Source organism: Streptococcus parapneumoniae (assembly GCF_037076355.1).
Lineage (GTDB): Bacteria > Bacillota > Bacilli > Lactobacillales > Streptococcaceae > Streptococcus > Streptococcus parapneumoniae.
Map to the genome: position 1 here is coordinate 515,916 of NZ_AP026968.1, position 22,622 is coordinate 538,537.

General features: G+C 39.9%; 22 protein-coding genes and 2 pseudogenes. 12 read left to right on the plus strand and 12 right to left on the minus strand.

Annotated features, from left to right (window positions below; translation table 11 throughout):
• Positions 1–34: 34 nt before the first annotated feature.
• Together SP4011_RS02825 and SP4011_RS02830 are read right to left on the minus strand one after the other, a co-directional pair.
• Complete coding sequence (locus tag SP4011_RS02825) at positions 35–1,000, minus strand: LacI family DNA-binding transcriptional regulator (protein WP_218764352.1); 966 nt, start codon at positions 998–1,000, stop codon at positions 35–37.
• Positions 981–2,435, minus strand: coding sequence for a sucrose-6-phosphate hydrolase (locus SP4011_RS02830; RefSeq protein ID WP_218764353.1), 1,455 nt, complete (start codon positions 2,433–2,435; stop codon positions 981–983). Before SP4011_RS02830 ends, SP4011_RS02825 begins: the two co-directional genes overlap by 20 nt.
• A 368-nt stretch (positions 2,436–2,803) precedes the next feature.
• On the opposite strand from SP4011_RS02830, the gene SP4011_RS02835 reads away from it, so the two are divergent.
• Together SP4011_RS02835 and scrK are read left to right on the plus strand one after the other, a co-directional pair.
• Positions 2,804–4,690: a sucrose-specific PTS transporter subunit IIBC gene (locus SP4011_RS02835; RefSeq protein WP_225904799.1), complete on the plus strand. Its 1,887-nt coding sequence runs from the start codon at positions 2,804–2,806 to the stop codon at positions 4,688–4,690.
• 149 nt (positions 4,691–4,839) lie between these two features.
• A complete protein-coding gene (scrK, locus tag SP4011_RS02840) occupies positions 4,840–5,727 on the plus strand; it encodes a fructokinase ScrK (protein WP_218764354.1) in 888 nt (295 codons plus the stop codon).
• A gap of 319 nt (positions 5,728–6,046) precedes the next feature.
• Here scrK and SP4011_RS02845 read toward each other — a convergent pair whose 3' ends face one another.
• Both SP4011_RS02845 and SP4011_RS02850 read right to left on the minus strand, forming a co-directional pair.
• Entirely contained in the window at positions 6,047–6,664 is a 618-nt protein-coding gene (locus tag SP4011_RS02845; RefSeq protein WP_084367610.1) for a TVP38/TMEM64 family protein, read from the minus strand.
• A 402-nt stretch (positions 6,665–7,066) separates the two neighbouring features.
• Positions 7,067–7,351, minus strand: a pseudogene (locus SP4011_RS02850) (transposase); the annotation flags it as partial.
• 336 nt (positions 7,352–7,687) lie between these two features.
• Here SP4011_RS02850 and SP4011_RS02855 point away from each other — a divergent pair.
• The 3 genes from SP4011_RS02855 to SP4011_RS02870 all read left to right on the plus strand — a co-directional run bounded on the left by SP4011_RS02855 (position 7,688) and on the right by SP4011_RS02870 (position 10,751).
• Positions 7,688–8,581, plus strand: coding sequence for an ABC transporter ATP-binding protein (locus SP4011_RS02855; protein WP_338619766.1), 894 nt, complete (start codon positions 7,688–7,690; stop codon positions 8,579–8,581).
• Positions 8,578–9,777, plus strand: a complete 1,200-nt coding sequence (locus SP4011_RS02860) for an ABC transporter permease (protein WP_338619768.1) — start codon at positions 8,578–8,580, stop codon at positions 9,775–9,777. The genes SP4011_RS02855 and SP4011_RS02860 overlap by 4 nt, the downstream gene beginning before the upstream one ends.
• Positions 9,778–10,565: 788 nt before the next feature.
• Complete coding sequence (locus tag SP4011_RS02870; RefSeq protein ID WP_338619769.1) at positions 10,566–10,751, plus strand: hypothetical protein; 186 nt, start codon at positions 10,566–10,568, stop codon at positions 10,749–10,751.
• Between the two features lie 48 nt (positions 10,752–10,799).
• Here SP4011_RS02870 and SP4011_RS02875 read toward each other — a convergent pair whose 3' ends face one another.
• From SP4011_RS02875 to SP4011_RS02895, 5 genes and pseudogenes are all read right to left on the minus strand, one after another.
• The gene (locus SP4011_RS02875; RefSeq protein ID WP_176139676.1) at positions 10,800–11,495 is read right to left on the minus strand and encodes an LrgB family protein; all 696 of its coding nucleotides are present in this window, start codon (positions 11,493–11,495) and stop codon (positions 10,800–10,802) included.
• Entirely contained in the window at positions 11,492–11,866 is a 375-nt protein-coding gene (locus SP4011_RS02880; RefSeq protein ID WP_000781325.1) for a CidA/LrgA family protein, read from the minus strand. Before SP4011_RS02880 ends, SP4011_RS02875 begins: the two co-directional genes overlap by 4 nt.
• 184 nt (positions 11,867–12,050) lie before the next feature.
• Positions 12,051–12,344: pseudogene (locus SP4011_RS02885) on the minus strand (ATP-binding cassette domain-containing protein); the annotation flags it as partial.
• Between the two features lie 225 nt (positions 12,345–12,569).
• Complete coding sequence (locus SP4011_RS02890) at positions 12,570–13,655, minus strand: N-acetylmuramoyl-L-alanine amidase family protein (protein ID WP_338619770.1); 1,086 nt, start codon at positions 13,653–13,655, stop codon at positions 12,570–12,572.
• A 12-nt stretch (positions 13,656–13,667) separates the two neighbouring features.
• The gene (locus SP4011_RS02895; RefSeq protein ID WP_338619772.1) at positions 13,668–14,447 is read right to left on the minus strand and encodes a caspase family protein; all 780 of its coding nucleotides are present in this window, start codon (positions 14,445–14,447) and stop codon (positions 13,668–13,670) included.
• Between the two features lie 234 nt (positions 14,448–14,681).
• On the opposite strand from SP4011_RS02895, the gene SP4011_RS02900 reads away from it, so the two are divergent.
• Positions 14,682–15,548 carry a helix-turn-helix domain-containing protein gene (locus tag SP4011_RS02900; protein ID WP_338619773.1) on the plus strand — a complete coding sequence of 289 codons (867 nt, stop codon included), beginning with the start codon at positions 14,682–14,684 and terminating at the stop codon, positions 15,546–15,548.
• Positions 15,549–15,624: 76 nt separating this feature from the next.
• Here SP4011_RS02900 and SP4011_RS02905 read toward each other — a convergent pair whose 3' ends face one another.
• Genes SP4011_RS02905 through SP4011_RS02915 form a run of 3 tightly spaced genes read right to left on the minus strand, consistent with a single transcriptional unit; the run spans position 15,625 to position 17,474 of the window.
• Positions 15,625–16,392 (minus strand): hypothetical protein, encoded by a 768-nt coding sequence (locus SP4011_RS02905; protein ID WP_338619775.1) that lies wholly within the window; start codon positions 16,390–16,392, stop codon positions 15,625–15,627.
• A gap of 16 nt (positions 16,393–16,408) precedes the next feature.
• Positions 16,409–17,104: an ABC transporter ATP-binding protein gene (locus SP4011_RS02910; protein WP_000054205.1), complete on the minus strand. Its 696-nt coding sequence runs from the start codon at positions 17,102–17,104 to the stop codon at positions 16,409–16,411.
• Positions 17,105–17,108: 4 nt separating this feature from the next.
• Positions 17,109–17,474: a GntR family transcriptional regulator gene (locus SP4011_RS02915; protein ID WP_000119149.1), complete on the minus strand. Its 366-nt coding sequence runs from the start codon at positions 17,472–17,474 to the stop codon at positions 17,109–17,111.
• 139 nt (positions 17,475–17,613) lie between these two features.
• On the opposite strand from SP4011_RS02915, the gene nrdR reads away from it, so the two are divergent.
• The 6 genes from nrdR to SP4011_RS02945 all read left to right on the plus strand — a co-directional run bounded on the left by nrdR (position 17,614) and on the right by SP4011_RS02945 (position 22,605).
• Positions 17,614–18,087 (plus strand): transcriptional regulator NrdR, encoded by a 474-nt coding sequence (nrdR, locus tag SP4011_RS02920; protein ID WP_001203672.1) that lies wholly within the window; start codon positions 17,614–17,616, stop codon positions 18,085–18,087.
• The gene (locus tag SP4011_RS02925) at positions 18,088–19,257 is read left to right on the plus strand and encodes a replication initiation and membrane attachment family protein (RefSeq protein WP_338619779.1); all 1,170 of its coding nucleotides are present in this window, start codon (positions 18,088–18,090) and stop codon (positions 19,255–19,257) included.
• Positions 19,258–20,154 carry a primosomal protein DnaI gene (gene dnaI, locus SP4011_RS02930; RefSeq protein WP_042900503.1) on the plus strand — a complete coding sequence of 299 codons (897 nt, stop codon included), beginning with the start codon at positions 19,258–19,260 and terminating at the stop codon, positions 20,152–20,154.
• The gene (locus SP4011_RS02935; protein ID WP_338619781.1) at positions 20,151–20,864 is read left to right on the plus strand and encodes an NADPH-dependent oxidoreductase; all 714 of its coding nucleotides are present in this window, start codon (positions 20,151–20,153) and stop codon (positions 20,862–20,864) included. Before dnaI ends, SP4011_RS02935 begins: the two co-directional genes overlap by 4 nt.
• Before the next feature lie 13 nt (positions 20,865–20,877).
• Entirely contained in the window at positions 20,878–22,188 is a 1,311-nt protein-coding gene (gene der, locus SP4011_RS02940) for a ribosome biogenesis GTPase Der (RefSeq protein WP_338619782.1), read from the plus strand.
• Positions 22,189–22,269: 81 nt separating this feature from the next.
• Positions 22,270–22,605 carry a hypothetical protein gene (locus tag SP4011_RS02945; RefSeq protein WP_338619783.1) on the plus strand — a complete coding sequence of 112 codons (336 nt, stop codon included), beginning with the start codon at positions 22,270–22,272 and terminating at the stop codon, positions 22,603–22,605.
• Positions 22,606–22,622 lie beyond the last annotated feature (17 nt).

The window sequence follows — 22,622 nt, forward strand, 5'->3', positions numbered from 1 at the left end:
CGCTGACGTGGTTTGAAGAGATTTTCGAAGAGTATTAAATACTTTTTCCAGGTAAAAGAGTAATTGGCAAAAAGTAACCAGTTGTCGCGACTTCCTTGCCTTCTATCTTCTGCAAGAGGAGGTCAACAGTGAGTTGGGCAATCTCTTTCAAGGGTTGCTTGATAGTAGCCAATTGAGGGTAGTAATTCTCGATAAAGTAGGTTCCATCATAGCCGATGACTTTAAGCTTTTCTGGGACAGAAATGCCCAGCTCCTGAGCAATTTTAATGACTAGAATAGCAGTCAAATCATCCGAAGCAAAAATCGCGTCTGGTTTTTGACGGGTCAAGATATTCTTGATTTCCATTTCTTTTCTGACGGGAGAAAAGTCACTGGAAACATTGATAATAGGAGCTTTTGGGAGTACAGATGCAAAACCAGCGTGGCGTAGTCCAGTTGGAGAATTAGAATTGTCATTCCCAGTAATCATGATGATAGATTGGGCACCTGTCTTAACCAAGGTCTGGGCAGCAAGAACACCACCAGCATAGTTGTCAGAGGAGACGACAGGGATGTCTGGAGACAGGTTTCGGTCAAAGGAAATAATCGGAGCTGTCACACGATTGTAGTCTTCAATTCCCAAGTTGTGACTACCAGAAATGATGCCGTCCACCTGATTGGCTTCGAGCATTTCGATGTACTCGCGTTCTTTTTCAGAATCGTGCTCACTATTGCAGATGATGGTCTTGTAACCATTTTTGAAGAGTTGGTGTTCCAGTTTATCAATCAATTCTGCATAGAAAACGTTGGAAATATTTGGGAAAATCAAGCCGATTAACTTAGCTGATTTTCCTTGCAGACTGCGAGCCAGGTTGTTAGGTTTATAGCCCAATTCTCTCATGGCTTCATTGACCTTTTGAATGGTTTTCTCTGATAAATAGCCTTTTTTATTGATAACCCGAGAAACGGTAGTCGGGCTGACACCTGCAAGTTTGGCGACATCAGTTAGTTTTGCGACCATAATCTAATTCATAGTAAGTTCCAGTTGGGTTTCCAGACTTGATGAGGATACCATTTTGGTCCGCATGTGGGAAGACACGACCAGAAAATACTTTTTCTCCTTTATTGATGAAAATTTCAAAGACAGAGTTATCGATAAAAATTGTGGCGGTAGTAGCCTGGTTATCGATAGGGCAAGAGCGAGTTGTCCCAAATTCTTGAGCGTACTGTTCACCAGCCTGGCTACGATCTACTGTCACTTGACCATTTGCAAGGTCAAAGTTGATGGAAAGTCCCTTGCCTTCTTTGTCAGCAAGTAAGACAATCTCGCTCTGACTATTAGGTTCCAAGTTGAGTTCAAGTTCGTAGCAGTTATTGGTTTGGGTACGGTTTGAGAAGGCTTCTTCAGAAGCACGAAGGTCCTTGATAGTCGCGACTGGGTATTGGTAGAGTTTGCCATCTTTAATAGTTAGTTCTTTGACCAAAGAGAAGGTTCCTTGGTGGTCAAAACGGTCAGATGGGTAAGAAACATCTGGCAAACCAAGCCAGCTAACTGCTAGAGCACGTCCATCAGGAGCGTTGAATGCTTGGGTTGCATAGGCTTCAAAACCATAATCCATGTTTTGGAGTTGAGACACATCTACCATTTTGGCATTTTCAGGGTCAAAGGAAGCCCCAATCTTATACATATTTGGATAGATATTATCGTAGTCTAGAACTTTCTTATCCAATCCTTGTGGGCAGTAGAGAAGGACAGGTTGTTCCCCTACAAAGACCAGATTTGGACATTCCATCATGTAGGCAGTGCGGTCGTTAGCAAAGTCAAGGTCGCCAACTGCTTGCCAGTTTGTGTAGTCGTTGTCCACAGCCTTGTAGAGACGGACGAAGCCTTTTTTCTCCAAGTCCTGTCCTCCGACGATAGCATAATATTGACCTTTAAAGTTAAAAATTTGCGGATCGCGGAAGTGGTCAGTAGAGTCTGCTGGCTGGTCAATCAAGATCTTGTCAATCTTCGTAATCTTGCCATCCTTATCCATCAAAGCACCGATCTGGTAAGGGTGACGGATCCAGTTTTCATCACGGACATTTCCTGTATAGAATAGGAATAAGTTATCGCCAAACTGCATGGCAGAACCAGAGTAGGCACCGTGGCTATCTAATGGAGTATCAGGCAAAACTTTGACTCCAGTTTCTGTGAAATGAACCAAGTTCTCACTTTCCAATTGAACCCAAGATTTCAAACCGTGGGCTGCACCAAAAGGAAAGTTCTGATAAAAAACAATCCACTTTCCATCAAAGTAAGAAAAGCCATTTGGGTCGTTAAGAAGTCCTGTTTTTGGCTCAACATGATAATGAGTATGCCATGGAGATTGTGCCATATTTTCTTTAATATTCTTAATTTCTTCTTGCGTCCAATCTTGATAAAGTCTGTAACGACGCTCAGTTGTCCATTCCATTCTTCTATTCCTCCAAAAATCTTATCACTTTTAATAGTAACCGTTTTCGGAAAAAAAAGCAAGACTTTTATGTTAAAAAAGAGAAAAAACTGTCAAACGTTAGTCATAAAATAAATGCAGGAAATCAATCAAATTTTCACAAAAATATGAAAGAGAATGAAATAAAACCCTTTTAACCAAGATTTTAAACTTATTTTTTTAAGGAACACCTGATAAAACAGTCAAAAACAATCAATCTTACTAAGTGGATAGAATATTTTTCTGCAAAACGCTTGACATATTTCTAAAACATGATAAAATAATAGTCGTAGGGCGAATAAAATCGCTTTCAAACAAGAACAAAATTTTATATAAGGAGATTTTTGCAAATGAACAATCAGGAAATTGCAAAAAAAGTCATCGATGCCTTGGGCGGACGTGAAAATGTCAACAGTGTTGCCCACTGTGCGACTCGTCTTCGTGTCATGGTCAAAGATGAAGGAAAAATCAATAAAGAAGTGATTGAGAACTTGGAAAAAGTTCAAGGTGCTTTCTTTAACTCAGGTCAATACCAAATCATCTTTGGTACTGGTACAGTAAACAAAATGTACGATGAAGTTGTTGCACTTGGTTTACCAACATCATCTAAAGATGACATGAAAGCAGAAGCTGCTAAACAAGGGAACTGGTTCCAACGTGCTATCCGTACTTTCGGTGACGTTTTCGTTCCAATCATCCCAGTTATCGTAGCGACAGGTCTCTTCATGGGTGTGCGTGGTCTTTTCATTGCTCTTGAAATGCCACTTCCAGGAGACTTTGCAACTTACACACAAATCTTGACAGATACAGCCTTCATCATCTTGCCAGGTTTGGTTGTTTGGTCAACCTTCCGTGTATTCGGTGGTAACCCTGCCGTTGGTATCGTTCTTGGTATGATGCTTGTTTCTGGCTCACTTCCAAACGCTTGGGCAGTTGCTCAAGGTGGTGAAGTAACAGCTATGAACTTCTTTGGTTTCATCCCTGTTGTTGGTTTGCAAGGTTCCGTTCTTCCAGCCTTCATCATCGGGGTTGTCGGAGCTAAATTTGAAAAAGCTGTCCGCAAGGTCGTTCCAGATGTCATTGACCTTTTGGTAACACCATTCGTGACACTTTTGGTTATGTCTATCCTTGGACTATTTGTCATCGGACCAGTCTTTCACGTTGTTGAAAACTACATCCTTATCGCGACAAAAGCGATCCTTAGTATGCCATTTGGTCTTGGTGGTTTCTTGATTGGTGGGGTTCACCAATTGATCGTCGTGTCAGGTGTGCACCATATCTTCAACTTGCTTGAAGTTCAATTGCTTGCTGCTGACCATGCTAACCCATTCAACGCTATCATCACTGCTGCTATGACAGCTCAAGGTGCTGCAACTGTTGCGGTTGGTGTTAAAACTAAAAATCCAAAACTAAAAACACTTGCTTTCCCAGCTGCTCTTTCTGCCTTCCTCGGTATTACAGAGCCTGCTATCTTCGGGGTGAACTTGCGCTTCCGTAAACCATTCTTCCTCTCATTGATTGCTGGTGCAATCGGTGGTGGATTGGCTTCTATCCTTGGACTTGCTGGTAATGGTAGTGGTATCACCATCATCCCTGGTACAATGCTTTATGTTGGTAACGGACAACTTGCCCAATACCTTCTTATGGTAGCTGTATCATTTGCACTTGGTTTTGCTCTTACTTACATGTTTGGTTATGAGGATGAAAAAGAAGTTGCTACTGAAGCGGCGACAGAACGTTTGGTCCAAGAAGAAACAACTGGCAACATTCCAGCAGCTCTTCAAAATGAAACACTTGTAACTCCTATCGTCGGTGATGTTGTCGCTCTTGCTGATGTCAATGACCCAGTCTTCTCAAGTGGAGCTATGGGACAAGGTATCGCTGTGAAACCAAGTCAAGGTGTGGTTTATGCACCAGCTGATGCTGAAGTTTCAATTGCCTTTCCAACAGGACACGCTTTTGGTTTGAAAACAACTGATGGTGCTGAAGTTTTGATCCATGTTGGTATTGACACTGTATCTATGGATGGTGAAGGTTTTGAAGCAAAAGTTGCTCAAGGTGATAAGGTTAAAGCTGGCGATGTTCTTGGAACATTTGACTCAAACAAAATTGCTGCAGCTGGACTTGATGATACAACAATGGTTATCGTTACAAATACAGCTGACTATGCCTCAGTAGCTCCAGTCGCAACAGGTTCAGTTGCGAAGGGGGATGCTGTGATCGAAGTGAAAATCTAATCAATCCTCTCTAATGTGAAAACGAACAAATGACATGTTTGTTCGTTTTTGCTTGAATGGTAAGATTTACAGAGGAAAATCTAAAAAATAGAGAAATTTAGACTTTCGAAATATGCTATAATAAAGAAAATAAAAACAAGAGGTTTATCATGACAAAATTATATGGAAGCTTGGAAGCGGGCGGTACAAAGTTTGTCTGTGCTGTCGGTGATGAAAACTTTAACGTTGTAGAAAAAACACAATTTCCAACAACAACTCCAATCGAAACAATCGATAAAACTATTGAGTTCTTCTCAAAATTCGATAATCTTGCTGGTCTTGCAGTTGGTTCATTTGGTCCGATTGATATTGATAAAAACTCAAAAACTTATGGCTTTATCACAACGACTCCAAAACCAAACTGGGCAAATGTGGACTTGCTTGGTGCCCTTCGTCGCGCCCTCAACGTGCCAATGTACTTCACTACAGATGTAAACAGCTCTGCTTATGGTGAAGTGGTTGCACGTAACAATGCTGGTGGTCGTATCGAAAACTTGGTTTACTACACAATCGGTACAGGTATCGGTGCAGGTGTTATCCAACGTGGAGAGTTTATCGGTGGTGTGGGTCACCCTGAGATGGGCCACTACTATGTTGCTAGACACCCAATGGATATTGAAAAAGAGTTTAAGGGTGTTTGTCCTTTCCACAAGGGATGTCTGGAAGGTTTTGCGGCTGGTCCAAGTTTGGAAGCTCGTACAGGTGTACGTGGAGAAAATATTGAACTCAACAACCCTGTTTGGGATGTTCAAGCCTACTATATCGCTCAAGCTGCGGTCAATGCGACAGTGACTTTCCGCCCAGATGTGATTGTCTTTGGTGGAGGGGTCATGGCTCAACAACACATGCTGGATCGTGTCCGTGAGAAATTTACATCTCTTCTCAATGGTTACCTACCAGTACCTGATGTGCGTGACTATATCGTGACGCCAGCAGTTGCAGGAAATGGTTCAGCTACTCTTGGAAATTTTGTCCTTGCAAAAGAAGTTTCAAAATAAATCACAAAATCCGCTTGGGAAACCAAACGGATTTTGTGGTTGAAAACAATATTTTTGAGCCTTTCCTTAAGTGATTACGGACGGTAGCGACTTTCTTCGAAATTCCATACCTAAACTTTGAGCCTAATGTCTCAAAGTTTCCGAACACCTGAAACCATTAGATTTCAAGGGTTTCTATCACGGCGGAAAGGCTAGGTAAGTACTCACCTCACTATTGAAAAATAGGAATGATTTCCATACCAAAGTATATTTAGTATCAAGCTATAATCGATCTACGCTCTAAAAATCCGCTTGGGAAACCAAACGGATTTTTTACGTGTCAAAGCATTTGCCAGAAAAAGTCAATAATATAGGTCAGACCGTAGGTATAAACCACGAGGGTAAAGGGCTTGGTCAGAATGATGATGGTCATATAGCGCTTGAAGCTCATCTTGGTCAGGGCAGCCAGCATACAGAGAAAGTCAGCTGGACTAATGGGCCAAATCATCATAAAGATAAAGAAACGGTCAAAACGATTGCCCTTATCCAGCCAGCCGATATACTTGTCATAGGTACGCTTGCTGACGACAGACTGGACAAAGGCAGCCCCATAGAGACGCACCAGATAAAAGATAATAGCACAGCCAATCACGATGCCGATATAGTTGTAGATAGTCCCGATGATGTGCCCGTAGATAAAGACGCCAGCCACTGAGGTCAAGGCCCCAGGAATGATAGGGACGACCGTCTGTAAAATCTGTAAAAAGATAAAGAGAGGTGGCCCCCAGATACCTGCCTGCTGGATGAAGGCAGAGAGGGTTTCCTTGGACTGTAAAATCCCAGCCTGATAAGCCCAAATACAGAAAATCAAACTCCCAACCCCACCGACAATCGATGAGATATTGATAACTTGCTGTAAAAAGGGAGAAACAGCTTTCATTTGTTTATCCTGTGACATGTAAACTCCTCATAGATAGTATAGTTCTACTATACCATATTTTGGAGGAGAAAGGGGGAATGAGTCTTTTTTGATAAGGAATAGAAAGTAAATAGCCCTTCGAGACTTAGAATAGGTCTGTCAACTAAAGTTTAAATGTATTCTAAGATTAGAATAATCGCAATTACATAAATTTAAAAGCATTCTGAGTTTCGAATAGCTTATCTGAGATAATTTTGAGGCATTCGAGCTTTCGAATAGTCATCTTCTCTAAAGTTTAGATGTATTCTGAAGCTAGAAAAGCTAAAATCTAAAAATAATAAGAGTCTCTATCTGATGGATGTAATTTATGTCTAGTATGAATCCTTTGAATCGTTAGTTAATTTTAATATTAATCAGTTCTGAAATAATTACTAAATATAGTTAGATGGTGAATGAATTATTGCTAAATTTCAAGTTCAAGTTAGTCATCAAGAAGTTTTCTCTGAGCGACTTGTAGTTCAAGCATTTTTTAGGATAGTTGTTAATTCAATTTTCGATGAATGCGACTTCTTTGGGAGTTGTTTTCTTAGTTCCCTTAGGTAACCATCTACGAATGAGCCTGTTGTGATTATCATTAGTTCCCCTTTCCCAAGAGGTATAGGGATGTGCATAGTAGATATGTTCCTTAGAAAACACATCAGACAAGCGATTGAATTCCGTTCCGTCCATTAGTAGATAAAGGATTACTCCTGCTTGAAATGACAGATGAACTTGTTTCTTATAAAAAATGTTGTCAAGAAATTATCTGTTTTTTTCCAGAAGTTTTAGAGGAAGAAAATTTTATGAGGAAAAAGAACTTACTCAAATAACAATTCAGGATAAAAAACTGACAGTTGAGGAGCAGAGTGGATAAATTAAGTTTGCTACTGTATAATGGATTTATCACTAAAAACGCTCCAGGCCATATTTTACATAGCATTAGTCTTCTAAAAATGGACAGAAGTCATTGTAAAGGCTATCAAAAAGGAGTATAATGAGTGAAAGAAATTTCGGAGGTTAAAGATGCTAGAAGTAAGAAGCCTAGAGAAAAGTTTTGGATCCAAGCAAGTTTTGTTTGGTATTGACTTTCAAGCGCGACCAGGTCGTATTTTGGGACTAGTCGGAAAAAATGGTGCTGGGAAGACAACGATTTTCCACAGTATTTTGAAGGTTTTAGAATACCAAGGAGAAATCAGTCTGGATGGTCAGGATATTCGTCAGGAGACCTATGCTCGGATTGGCTATCTGCCTGAAGAACGCAGTCTGATGCCTAAATTGACAGTTCTTGAACAAGTTCGTTATTTGGCTACTCTAAAAGGCATGGATGCCAAGGAGGTCAAGGAAAAACTCCCTCAATGGATGAAGAGGTTGGAAGTAAAAGGAAAGCTGACAGATAAAATCAAGAGTCTGTCAAAAGGAAATCAGCAGAAGATTCAGCTCATCATTACTCTGATTCATGAGCCAGACTTGATTATCTTGGATGAGCCTTTCAGTGGATTGGACCCAGTCAATACAGAATTGCTCAAGCAAGTCATTTTTCAAGAAAAAGAACGTGGGGCAACCATTATCTTTTCTGACCATGTCATGACCAACGTCGAGGAGCTTTGTGACGATATTCTCATGATCCGAGATGGCCGTGTGGTCTTGCATGGACCAGTTCAGGATGTCCGCAATCAATACGGGGAAACGCGTCTCTTTGTTTCAAGTGAACGAAGCAAGGAAGAATTGGAAAACCTTCCTCATGTTAAACAGGTGAGCTTGACCAAACAAGGCAGTTGGAAATTGATTTTGGAGGATGAGAGCGCTGGAAGGGAACTCTTCCCAATCTTAACTCAGGGGCAATATATCGCAACCTTTGACCAGCAAGCGCCAACAATCGATGAAATCTTTAAACTAGAATCAGGGGTGGAAGTATGAGAAATATGTGGGTTGTAATCAAGGAAACCTATCTTCGACATGTCAAATCGTGGAGTTTCTTCTTTATGGTGATTTCGCCGTTCCTCTTTTTAGGAATCTCTGTAGGAATTGCCTATCTCCAAGGCTCTTCAATGGCTAAAAATGATAAAGTGGCAGTAGTGACAACAGTGCCATCTGTAGCAGAAGGACTGAAGAATGTAAATGGTGTTAACTTTGACTATAAAGACGAAGCAAGTGCCAAAGAAGCGATTAAAGATGAAAAATTAAAAGGGTATCTGACTATTGATCAAGAAGATAGTGTTTTAAAGGCAGTTTATCATGGCGAAACGTCGCTTGAAAATGGAATTAAATTTGCAGTTACAGGTACACTCAATGAACTACAAAATCAGCTTAATCGTTCAACTGCTTCCTTGTCTCAAGAGCGGGAAAAACGCTTAGCGCAGACAGTTCAATTCACAGAAAAGATTGATGAAGCCAAGGAAAATAAAAAGTTTATTCAAACAATTGCAGCAGGCGCCTTAGGATTCTTTCTTTATATGATTCTGATTACCTATGCGGGTGTGACGGCTCAGGAAGTTGCCAGTGAAAAAGGCACCAAAATTATGGAAGTCGTCTTTTCTAGCATAAGGGCAAGTCACTATTTCTATGCGCGGATGATGGCTCTATTTCTAGTGATTTTAACGCATATTGGGATTTATGTTGTAGGTGGTCTCACTGCCATTCTGTTCTTTAAAGATTTGCCATTCTTGGCTCAGTCTGGTGTTTTAGATCACTTGGGAGATGCTTTCTCACTGAATACCTTGCTCTTTATTTTGGTTAGTCTTTTCATGTATGTAGTCTTGGCGGCCTTTCTAGGTTCTATGGTTTCTCGTCCGGAGGACGCAGGAAAAGCCTTGTCGCCTTTGATGATTTTGATTATGGGTGGTTTTTTTGGAGTGACAGCTCTAGGTGCAGCTGGTGACAATCTCATCTTGAAGATTGGTTCTTATATTCCCTTTATTTCGACCTTCTTTATGCCATTTAGAACCATTAATGGCTATGCAAATGGGTTAGAAGCATGGATTTCACTTGCTATTACAGTGATTTTTGCAGTGGTAGCAACAGGATTTATCGGACGCATGTATGCCAGCCTAGTCCTTCAAACAGATGATTTAGGAATCTGGAAAACCTTTAAACGCGCCTTATCTTATAAATAGAAGAGCCTCGCGAAAGCGAGGTTTTTTAGAGATGAAAAGAGTGGAATCACGAACCTAATTACTTACACATTATGTAAATAGGTTACTTGAAAACTCGATTGTATAGTGAACTGAATCTGAAATAGGATAATATTGCTTCTAAAACATTCTTATAAATTGATTTGAATTCCAAAATCCCATCGTTCCGTTCTTATTTCATTTTGCGATATAGTGAAAGGAAATAAGTCAGCTCACAAAAAATGCATACTACCAGGATTTTTCAAGACTTAGTAGTATGCGTTTTTTGATTGTGAAGACTTTTCATCCAGCCTCTTTATGTGATAAAGTATCGTTAATAGTCAATGAAAATCAGACTGGGAAGTTAGCGGAAGGCTCCTCGAAACATAGTTTTGAGGTTGAGGAACTAACTAAGTCAGTAACATATACACACTAAGGACAAGCTGACGTGGTTTGAAGAGTATAAAGATCTGTTTCGTAAGCATCTAATAATAGGGTATTTTGATAGTGTAATCATTTGGATAAGCATTGTAGTATAGTGATATGAAATCAACTAAACTAAATAAGAAATATAGATTATCAAAACTCTTTTAAAAGATTGCATTAAATCTAAATAACATAGACGTCTTCAGCGTGTGCTGTCTCATCTTATGCGAAAATCTTATAAGGAGAGTATAGAAAATCTCGATTGTAATCAACTAACTGATTGGAGAAATGTATAAATATGAGAAGTTAGCCCCCCATGTCACTACCATAATGAGATTGCTCGAATTCCTTGCTTTTTATACTCAATGAAAATCAAAGAGCAAACTAGGAAACTAGCCGCAGGTTGCTCAAAACAGTGTTTTGAGGTTGTAGATAAGACTGACGAAGTCAGCTCAAAACACTGTTTTGAGGTTGTGGATAAGACTGACGAAGTCAGCTCAAAACACTGTTTTGAGGTTGTGGATAAGACTGACGAAGTCAGTTACCTATAGATACGGCAAGGCGACGTTGACGCGGTTTGAAGAGATTTTCGAAGAGTATTAACTCAATATCAAACTAGCTACGATGGGGCTGACAAAGACATAGAGAATACCAGTGACACCGATAGCCAACCCCCCCATGGCTCCTGCTACAGAGCCATATCGGAAGGCTGTCCCTGTTCCGACTGCATGACCTGTTCCTCCAAGGGAAAGACCAATAGCTACTGGATCATCTATTTTCAACCACTTCAAAAGTGTTGGGCCGATGACACTGGTTAAAATCCCAGTTGCGACTACAACGACCAAGGTCACGGTCGTCAGACCTTGCAATTTTTCTGTAATTCCTACTGCCATGGCGGTTGTCACTGACTTGGGAAAGAGAGAAATGGCTAGGAAAAAGTCCATGCCAAAAATCTTAGCTACAAGGGCTGTGAAAGAGGTATTGACAACTACTGCTAAGAGACTACCAAAGAGAATACTCCGTGCATGGTGCTTCATCAAGTGAAAACTCTTATAAAGCGGAATCCCTAGAGCCACGGTCGATGGGACAATCAAGTTGTTCAGATAAACTCCACCTTGGTAGTAATCTTGGTAAGAAATACCTGTTACCTTTAGAAAGATGATAATGAAAACAGCTGACAAAAGCAAGGGCGTTGTCAATGGATGAGGAAAACGTCTGTAAATCAGCATTCCCACTAGATAAGCTAGGATAGACAGGGCAAGCCCAAACAAGGGATTGGAAACAAATTCACTCATTTGGCATCTCCTTTCTCATAATCTCCCTCAAACCGTCTCTTGATGAACTGAACTACCAAGGCTATGAGGATAATATTGATGACTGCTGCAAAAAAGACAATCAAAACAATGGGCAAAAGATAGGGAGCAATCACATCAAACTTCTCCATGATTCCCACTGCTGGCGGCAAAAAGAGAATGGTCATATTGGCCAGCAAGAAATTCCCCACCATGTTGACATGCCTGGTTCTCAGCCACTTAAATTGCAGGGCTAGAAAGAGAATAATCAAGCCGATAATACTGCCTGGGATGGGCAAATGAAAGAAACTAGAGATTCCCTCTCCAATTAGAGAAATCACAAAGAGAATCATTAATTGAACATATAATTTCATCCTATACTCCACGAAATAGACTTCTTTCATACCAGTTTACTCTTTTTTCAGAAAATTTCAAGGAAATGCACAAGGGTTAATGAAAATTAAAGAATAAACTAGGAAGTCATCTGCATGTTGCTCAAAGCAAAGTCTTGGGTTTGTAGGTCAAACTGACATAGTTTGAAGCGATTTTCGAAGAATATTACTTTTCTTTGCTTAAGTGACTGACTTGGTCGTAGTGTTTTAAGTCTTCTTCCGTGTAGTGGTGAATGACTTCAATGACTGTTTGAGGTAGGGAGAAGAGTAAATCGCTAATTTTTCTGCTATTTTCCGAGTCAAGATTGGCCTTGATTTCATCTGCTAAGATGAGTTGGCTATCATGGTAGAGGGCGCGAGCGATTTCAAGGCGTTGCTTCTCGCCACCAGATAGACTATCATTACTGAGTGTTCGATTTTTCAAATGTTCTAATCCTGTTTTTTTGAGGATATGATTTAGCGTTTGCTTTTATCTTAAATACTTCATATAAAAATGTAAATTTTTGGGGGATATGCAATTAAATGAAAATATCGTACTGACACAGATTAAAACAAAAAGCGAACAAAACAGAGTTCATTGTTTCGATTCGCTTTTTGTATTATTATCTAGATTTTTTGTAGCTCTGATAACATTTAGTTTGAGCATGTACACTAATAGTTGATGGAATAAAATGTGTACATTAGATTATTTCCAAGCGCCACTGGAATCTACATAGTAACCATCTGGTGTGTAGGTATTGTGAAGCATCTTACCTGATGAAGCGAGGTAGTACCAAGATCCACTATCTTTTACCCAGCCTGTTGCCATAGAACCTGAGTTGTTTAGATAATACCAAGATCCACTATCTTTGATCCAACCTGTCGCCATAGAACCTGAGTCTCTTAGGTAATACCAAGAGTGATTATCATATAGCCAGTCACTAGAAATCATAGCTCCTGATGATTTAAAGGCATACCAGTTGCCACCCTGATAGAGCCAAGTTTGATTGAACATGACCCCTTTATCATTCATAAAGTACCAAGTTCCCTTGTCCTTAACCCAATCGTTCTGCACTAGTTGACCTTGTTTTTGATAGTACCACTTTTCACCTTGATTATTTTTTAGATTTAGCCAGCTTTCTGCTTTTACAATCGGATAAAGTTCTCTGAAGACTCCCCCCCCTTTGTAGAAATGACTGATAGTCCCTGGCTTTACAAGTTTAATATTATCATACTCCTCTGCCCAAGCAAAGACTTTTTGACCATTGATAGTCTCTGGTAAGGTAGCAGTGTAGGTCTTGGTTTGATAGTCCCATTTAGTATCAAGGTAGGTGTATTGATCATTTGATTCTTTAATACGATAGTAGCCACTCTTTCCACCATTATATACATCATCTACCACTTTAGTGGACCAGGTTTTTACTTCATTTCCGCTCTTGGCCTCGACCTTGATATCTCCTCTATAGCCATAAGGAACATAGAAATTCAGGTAATGTCCTTCTTCTCCGATATTGGATCTATCCACTTCTTGACTTAGGAAATTGACAGTTTGATCTTGACCATTGAGACTGACCCTCCACTCAATTTTCTCAGTTTTTGGTAAATCCAAGACTTTTATATCTATGCTATGACCATTGTTAAATCGAAGAATTTTGTCATCTTGATATACAACTCCTCCTTTAACACGCCAAACTTCTTTAAGCTCAAAGGCCTTTCCCGAAAGAGGGAAAGCTAGTAAAGCTAAACCTGCTAGAGACAAACCAAATAATGTGATTTTTTTTGATACTTTCATTTTCTTAACCCCTTATTTTTGGAATAAAACAAATTGGCTGTTTTTAGGATAAACTGATACATGTTGCTCTTCGCGAATTTTTGATGCATCTTCAAGAACTAGAGGATAAGAGTATTGATACAGTTCCTCTAAAGTGATTTTTCCGTTAGCGTTGGTGTCTGCCATAGGCGAAATCATTCTATTTTGAAGCGGATCCCAACCTGTACCCATTGCCCAGTATCTGGTGGCAAGACTACCTACTCCGACTGCACTATACGATTCTTCATCCATACAAGAGGCACATAGTACGAGGAACTTAGAATCAAGCATTTCACCATTCTTGCTTGCTAGATTTCCTGTTGAAAATCCTGCCAAAAATGCTTGTTCATCAAATCTTTCTTCAGACTTGGAGGCAACCTTTTCATCTGATTTACCTACATCTATAATTTTTCCTGAATAGCAACAATCCAGCATAACCACAAACTTACCTTTATATTGTTTCAGTATAGATGCTAATTCCCAACCTGAAAAGGATATTTTATCGCTACCAATGGCTATCGTCCCATCTTCTCCACCATGGCAAGTAAGGTAAAGGTAGTTCACATCGCTTTCGCTAGAAGATTTGAAAAGCTCTTGCATTTTTGCAATAATCTCGGACTTAGTTTTATCTGGGAAACGAACAACTTTACTAAAGTTTTGGTTACTAAAAACCTTTTCCATAGCATTAACATCTTCGATAGGTACTGCTCTCGTTGATGTTTCACCCGTTTTTAGTGTAAGAACCGTCAGAATGTTTCTACCACCAACGGCCATTCGATTGAATCCAACTGCCATTAGAGTGACTATAAGCCTTGGGAGAGATAGATTCTTGAGCAGAAACTGGACTATTTACTGGTAGTGTTGTCACTAGGCTCAGTAAAGCAACTGATGACAATAAAATTTTTTTCATAATCATATTGTCCTTTCTGTTTTATTTTTGTATAATCATAATCATATCACAAATAAAAAAACAGGTTTAATTTTTTGCAGAAATGGAAGAGGAATACTATGGAAAATTTTGGAGCAGTTTTAAAGGATATCCGTATTTCAAAAAATTTTCGTCTTAAAGATTTGGCTTGTGATAAGATTAGTGAGTCAACTATTTCTCGTTTCGAAAATGGGATTACAAAATTATCTATTGATCATTTTTACATGTTGTTAAATCGCCTGGGGATATCATTTTCGGAATTTGAAGAATTAGTTCATTGCTATTATTCCAAAAAAGAATGCTTTTTTGAAGAATTGGAACATGCTGTAAACTCTTCAGATATCATTTTGTTACAAGAACTAATAAAGAAAATAGAGCTAAAACAAAAGCAGGAAAAAAGTTTATGCAATTGTCACATAAAGTTGATTGCTGAGCAACAGATCAACCGGCTTGCAAATCTTCCTTACAATGCCTCTAAATGTAATGAGCTAATCAAGTATTTGCTTTCTGTAGATAATTGGATGGAGTATGAACTGAAAATTTTCTATAATTCGGTGTTTTTTATGAACACTAAAACCATAAGCTTACTATATAGAGCGGTAATCAAGAAAACACGACATTTTTTAAAAACAGATATGGGAACACATAGAGTAATTCCTTTATATTTATTTAATTTAGAATTATTATTAAAAAATAATTTGTTAGATAGCGCTCAATTTTTTATAGATGATTTAGAAAATTTACTGACCAGACAAGGATATTATTTTGAAAAGAATTATTTGCTTTTTTTAAAAGGTATTTATCTCATAAAAACGAATCAAGTAGAGTTAGGTAAAAAAGAATGTTCCAAAGCTATGAGAATATGTAAGGAATATAATGATAGTGTCACAATAGAGAAATTAAACAAGACCTTTAAATCAGATTTAAAAGGATTTGTTTTTAAATAAAGTTAGACGGAAAATGAGATCAAAGAAAAAAGGATAGCCTCTCTGCGATGAGATGTTATCCTTTTTGATTTTAAAACTATTGCAAATTAACCTTGTTTCTCAAGATGTAGTAGGTTCCGAGATAAAAGATAGCTATGAAAATGAGTTCTTCAACAATGCCTACGCTTGCTCCCATATAGAAATTATCATTAAATCCTGCAAATGAACTGACATAGAAGTTAGTACTGGTGTTGAAGAAGAGTTCAATAAATCCAATGACGATTTTGATACCAATGTAGGCTGCAACAGCGAGTGCTGTACGGTATTCATTGAAAAGTTGTCCAATGGAAATGGCTAAGTAGATGCAGAGGATACTGGAAATGGTATTTAGTAGGAAGGATACCCCCATAAGAGAGAGTTGAGGAAGGTATGTTCCTGCAAGTGGAATCAAGTCAGAAGTTGCAAACCAATTTGGAGCTGTTAAGGTCAAAATAACAAAAGCACTTAGAGCTAGGACAGCAGTGCTAATCAACGACCAGATAAAGGCACCGATTAGTTTGGTTATGATGATATGGTGTTCAGAAACTGGCAAGGTCAAAGTCAGATAGCCTTGTCGGTCATAGACACTACCTTTAAAGCGTTTAATGATTAAGAAAAGAGTTGAAATCCCAAGTGTAATCATCAAGCCACCAAAGACGAGGGCTAGAAAAAGTAGCATAGTAGGTTGACTTTCTTTGACAGGTAGATTGTTATAGGTCTGTGCTTGTATCCCGATAAGGGCAGAAAGGACTAGCACAGCACCATAAAGAGCTAAATACCACTTGTTAACATTTTTAAATTCGTAGCGAATTAAATTCCAAAACATAAATAATCTCCTTTGCTTAAGCCTTAAATTCCTGACGGAAGAGTTGGTCAATGGATTCACCCGACTCATAGCGAATGTCATCTACATTTCCTTGACGGACGACTTTTCCGTCTTTTAGGAAGACAATTTCATCCAAGATTGGTTCGATATCAGAAATCAAGTGGGTAGAAATCAAAACGGTAGAAGTTGGTGAGTAGTTGTTGATAATGGTATTGAGGATATACTCACGGGCAGCAGGGTCTACCCCACCAATGGGTTCGTCTAAAACGTAGAGACGAGCATCACGGCTCATAACCAAAATCAGTTGTACCTTTTCCTTGTTTCCTTTTGATAGTTTCTTGAGACGACTATTTTCATCAATGCCAAGGTCTGCAAGTAGATGATGGGCGCGTTCAAGATTGAAATCTTTATAGAAGGTCTTGAAGTAGGTTAGGGCTTCTTTGACCTTCATTTGCTCATTGAGATAGGTCGTATCCGGCAAATAAGCTACGATAGCCTTGGTTGCTGGGCTTGGGTCCATGTCGTTGATAAGGACGCGTCCTTGATCTGGTTGTAAGAGGCCATTGATTAGTTTAATCAAGGTTGTTTTCCCTGAGCCGTTTGGACCAAGAAGACCAACGATTTTTCCAGCTGGAATCTCAAGGGAAACATTTTCAAGGGCTGGTGTTGCTCCATATGATTTGGATACATTTTCAAATGCTAGTAATGACATAGGCTTAAACTCCTTTAATATAATCGCCGACTACGCCTGGTAGTTCTTCTTTTTCATAGCCAAAATGGGTCATGGAGGAAACGAAGTGTTCCAATTCTTCTTCGGATAATTGTTTGCGCGATTGGGCGATTAGCTCCTTATCCTCAGTCACAAATCGTCCAGTTGTGCGCTTACTGTAGACAAATCCTTCTCGTTCAAGGTCTGACAAGGCTCTTTGGATGGTGTTGGGATTGACACCAGCCTCGCTAGCTAGCTCTCGCACGGTTGGAAGTTGTTGATTGGGTTCCAGTGTATGGGAAACAATCTGAAGCTTGATTTTCTCCATAATCTGTAAATAGATGGGTTTTTTGTTGTCAAATGTCCAGGACATCTTGGTCTCCTTTCTTCTATCTTTTTGTCTTAATTAAATAATACAACAAAACAAAAAACTTGTCAAGCAAAAAGAAGAATTGTTTTGGGAATCGCTTAAAAAATGGTATAATGAAAAGAAAACGATAAGGAGGGAAAGGATGCGTTGTCCAAAATGTGGGGCTACCAAGTCAAGTGTTATCGATAGTCGCCAAGCAGAAGAAGGGAACACTATTCGTAGAAGACGTGAGTGCGATGAATGCCAACACCGTTTTACAACCTACGAACGAGTAGAAGAGAGAACCTTAGTGGTCGTTAAAAAAGATGGCACACGGGAACAATTCTCCAGAGATAAAATCTTTAATGGGATTATCCGCTCAGCCCAGAAACGTCCTGTGTCAAGTGATGAAATCAACATGGTAGTCAATCGTATCGAACAGAAACTCCGTGGTCGAAATGAAAATGAAATTCAAAGTGAGGACATTGGTTCACTCGTCATGGAGGAGTTGGCTGAGTTAGATGAGATTACCTATGTACGTTTTGCCAGTGTCTATCGTAGTTTTAAGGATGTCAGTGAGTTAGAGAGCTTGCTCCAACAAATCACCCAGTCCTCTAAAAAGAAAAAGGAAAGATAAATGAAGCCAATTGACCGTTTTTCTTATCTAAAGAATAATCGGGTGTCGCAAGATACCTCATCTCTGGTACAGTGCTACCTCCCGATTATCGGTCAGGAGGCACTGAGCCTTTATCTTTATACGATTAGTTTTTGGGATAATGGCAGAAAGGAATACCTCTTTTCAAGCATTCTCAATCATCTCAATTTTGGGATGGATAGACTGATAAAATCCCTAAAAATCCTATCTGCTTTTAATCTCTTGACTCTCTATCAAAAGGGGGATGTTTATCAGATAGTTATCCATGCTCCTCTATCTAGTCAAGACTTCTTAGAGCATCCTGTTTATCGTAGATTTTTAGAGAAAAAGATTGGCGATGCAGCGGTGGAGGATTTGAAAGTTGAGAGTGCTGAGGGAGAAAAAATACCTGTCTCGCTCAATCAAGTCTTTCCAGATTTGGCAGAGCTGGGAAGTCAAGAAGACCTTGGTCTCAAGAAGAAAGTAGCCAATGATTTTGACTTAGACCATTTTCGTCAGCTTATGGCTCGAGATGGACTTCGTTTTGTGGATGAGCAGTCCGATGTCTTGAACCTCTTTGCCATTGCCGAGGAGAAGAAATGGACTTGGTTTGAAACCTATCAATTGGCCAAGTCAACAGCTGTTTCCCAGGTTATTTCAACCAGACGCATGCGGGAAAAAATTGCTCAAAAACCTGTTTCCTCTGACTTTAGTCCTAAGGAAACAACCATTATCAAAGAAGCCAAAAGTAAAACAGCCCTGCAGTTCTTGGCAGAAATCAAGCAAACACGCAAGGGGACCATTACTCAAACAGAAAGAGAACTCTTGCAACAGATGGCTGGCTTGGGCTTGCTGGATGAAGTCATCAATATTATTCTCTTATTGACCTTTAATAAGGTGGATTCAGCAAATATCAATGAGAAATATGCCATGAAGGTAGCCAATGATTACGCCTATCAAAAGATTCATTCGGCAGAAGAGGCAGTCTTGCGCATCCGTGAGCGAGGACAGAAGAATCAGGCTCAAAAAAGCAGTAAACCCAGTCCTGCCAAGTCCAATGTACCCAAGTGGAGCAATCCAGATTATAAGAATGAAACCAGCGAGGAAACTCGTCTGGAACTGGAACGTAAGAAACAAGAACTATTAGCTCGATTAGAAAAAGGAGGAGATTAGATGGAAAGTGTCGGAGACGTACTCAAACGTCAACCTAGCCGTTTTCATTATCAAGATTTGGTCCAGAAAATCATGAAGGACCCTGATGTTGCGGCCTTTATCCAGCAAGAATCCCTTACTCCAGAGGAATTAAATCGCAGTATCTCCAAGTTTAATCAGTACATCACCGAGCGCGACAAGTTTCTCCGTGGTGATACGGATTATATCGCCAAAGGATACAAGCCGATTTTGGTTATGAATCATGGCTATGCGGATGTTTCTTATGAAGAAACTCCTGAACTAATCGCGGCTGAAAAAGAAGCGGCTATTAAGAACCGTCTCAAGTTAATCAATCTGCCAGCCAGTCTCAAGAAAGCTAGTCTGGCTCAAGTAGACTTGGATGATTTGGGTCGCTTGCCAGTTTTTGAAAAGCTATTAGCCTTCGTAGAGCAATATCCAGCTATTCGAAAAGGTCTTTACTTATATGGAGATTTTGGTGTGGGCAAAAGTTTTATGGTGGCTGCCTTAGCCCATGATTTGTCAGAAAAACGTGGTGTTTCCTCCACTCTCCTCCACTATCCTAGCTTTGTTATTGATGTCAAAAATGCTATCGGTGATGGTAATGTCAAGACCTTGGTAGATGAGATTAAACTGTCTGAAGTCCTGATTTTAGATGATATTGGTGCCGAGCAATCAACAGCTTGGGTACGTGATGAAATCCTACAAGTCATTCTCCAATATCGGATGCAGGAAAATTTACCGACCTTTTTCACCTCCAACTTCAACTTTGAAGAATTGGAGCAGCATTTCGCTAAAGGGAAACATGGAAATGACGAAACCTGGGAAGCCAGACGCGTCATGGAACGCATCCGTTATTTGGCTGAGGAGACTCGTTTAGAAGGAGTAAACCGTCGATGACAGAGACTATTAAACTGATGAAAGCTCATACTTCAGTGCGTAGATTTAAGGAGCAAGCCCTTCCTCAGGAAGACTTGACTGAAATCCTGACAGCAGCCCAGATGGCTTCGTCTTGGAAGAATTTTCAATCCTACTCTGTGATTGTAGTGCGAAGTCAAGAGAAGAAAGATGCCCTGTATGAATTGGTACCTCAAGAAGCCATTCGCCAGTCAGCTGTTTTTCTTCTTTTTGTCGGAGATTTGAACCGAGCAGAAAAGGGAGCACGACTTCATACCGATACTTTCCAACCACAAGGTGTGGAAGGCCTCTTGATTAGTTCGGTCGATGCAGCTCTTGCTGGTCAAAATGCCCTGCTGGCAGCTGAAAGTTTAGGCTATGGCGGTGTCATTATTGGCTTGGTGCGGTACAAGTCAGAAGAAGTGGCAGAGCTCTTTAACCTGCCTGACTACACCTATCCTGTCTTTGGGATGGCGCTGGGTCTTCCAAATGAAGAACATGAAGTCAAACCTCGCTTGCCATTGAATCAAGTGGTGTTTGAGGAAGAATATCAGGAACAAACAGTTGATGTGATTGCGGCTTATGACCGTGTACAGGCTGACTATGCTGGGGCGCGTGCGACCACAAGCTGGAGTCAGCGCCTAGCAGAACAGTTTGGTCAAGCTGAACCAAGCTCAACTAGAAGAAATCTTGAACAGAAGAAGTTATTGTAGAAAGTGAGAAATTATGGCCCTACCAACTATTGCCATTGTAGGACGTCCCAATGTTGGGAAATCAACCCTATTTAATCGGATCGCTGGTGAGCGAATCTCCATTGTAGAAGATGTCGAAGGAGTGACACGTGACCGTATCTATGCAACGGGTGAGTGGCTCAATCGTTCTTTTAGCATGATTGATACAGGAGGAATCGATGATGTCGATGCTCCTTTCATGGAACAAATCAAGCACCAGGCAGAAATTGCCATGGAAGAAGCAGATGTTATCGTCTTTGTCGTGTCCGGTAAGGAAGGAATTACCGATGCAGACGAATACGTAGCCCGTAAACTTTATAAGACCCACAAACCAGTTATCCTCGCGGTTAACAAGGTGGACAACCCTGAGATGCGAAATGATATCTATGATTTCTATGCCCTCGGTTTGGGTGAACCCCTGCCTATCTCATCTGTCCATGGTATCGGTACAGGGGATGTGCTAGATGCCATCGTAGAAAATCTTCCAAATGAATATGAAGAAGAAAATCCAGATGTGATTAAGTTTAGCCTGATTGGTCGTCCTAACGTTGGAAAATCAAGCTTGATCAATGCTATTTTGGGAGAAGACCGTGTCATTGCTAGTCCTGTTGCTGGAACAACTCGTGACGCCATTGATACCCACTTTACAGATACAGATGGTCAAGAGTTTACCATGATTGATACAGCTGGTATGCGTAAATCTGGTAATGTTTATGAAAATACCGAGAAATACTCTGTCATGCGTGCCATGCGTGCTATTGACCGTTCAGATGTGGTCTTGATGGTCATCAATGCGGAAGAGGGTATCCGTGAATACGACAAGCGTATCGCTGGATTTGCCCACGAAGCTGGCAAAGGGATGATTATCGTGGTCAACAAGTGGGATACACTTGAAAAAGACAACCACACTATGAAAAACTGGGAAGAAGATATCCGTGAGCAGTTCCAATACTTGCCTTACGCACCGATTATCTTTGTCTCAGCCTTGACCAAGCAACGTCTTCACAAACTTCCTGAGATGATCAAACAAATCAGCGAAAGTCAAAACACACGTATTCCATCAGCTGTCTTGAACGATGTGATTATGGATGCTATTGCCATCAACCCAACACCGACAGACAAAGGAAAACGTCTCAAGATTTTCTATGCGACTCAAGTGGCAACCAAACCACCAACCTTTGTTATCTTTGTCAATGAAGAAGAACTCATGCACTTTTCTTACCTGCGTTTCTTGGAAAATCAAATCCGCAAGGCCTTTGTCTTTGAGGGAACTCCAATCCATCTCATCGCAAGAAAACGCAAATAAAAAAGTAGAATCTGGAATGACATTTCCAGATTTTTTTGATATAATAAAATAATAGAAAACGCTATCAAAAAGGAGGTGTCGATGAAACATTTGTTTAAATTTGTGCTCTTATTTCCCTGGTTTTACTTTTTCAGCTGGATTGAAAAGGATAATAGAGAAAGTAAATTTTTCCCAATTTTTTACTATTTTTACTGGTTTTACATTCCCCTCTATGCTCTTTTTAGCCTTGCTTGGACAGTTATTTCAGTTCTGTTTTTCAATATCGTCTTGAGAAATTTGACAGATATCAAGTTATGGAGCATTTGGTTTCTTTTTATTCTGCTAGCTATTGGTCTGAATAGGTTAACTTATTTCTGTTTCAAAAAAATGCTTCGCTTGAGACGAGAACTAGGGAAGTCTAAAGGCGAAAGGCATTGATTTATATCGGTTTTTAT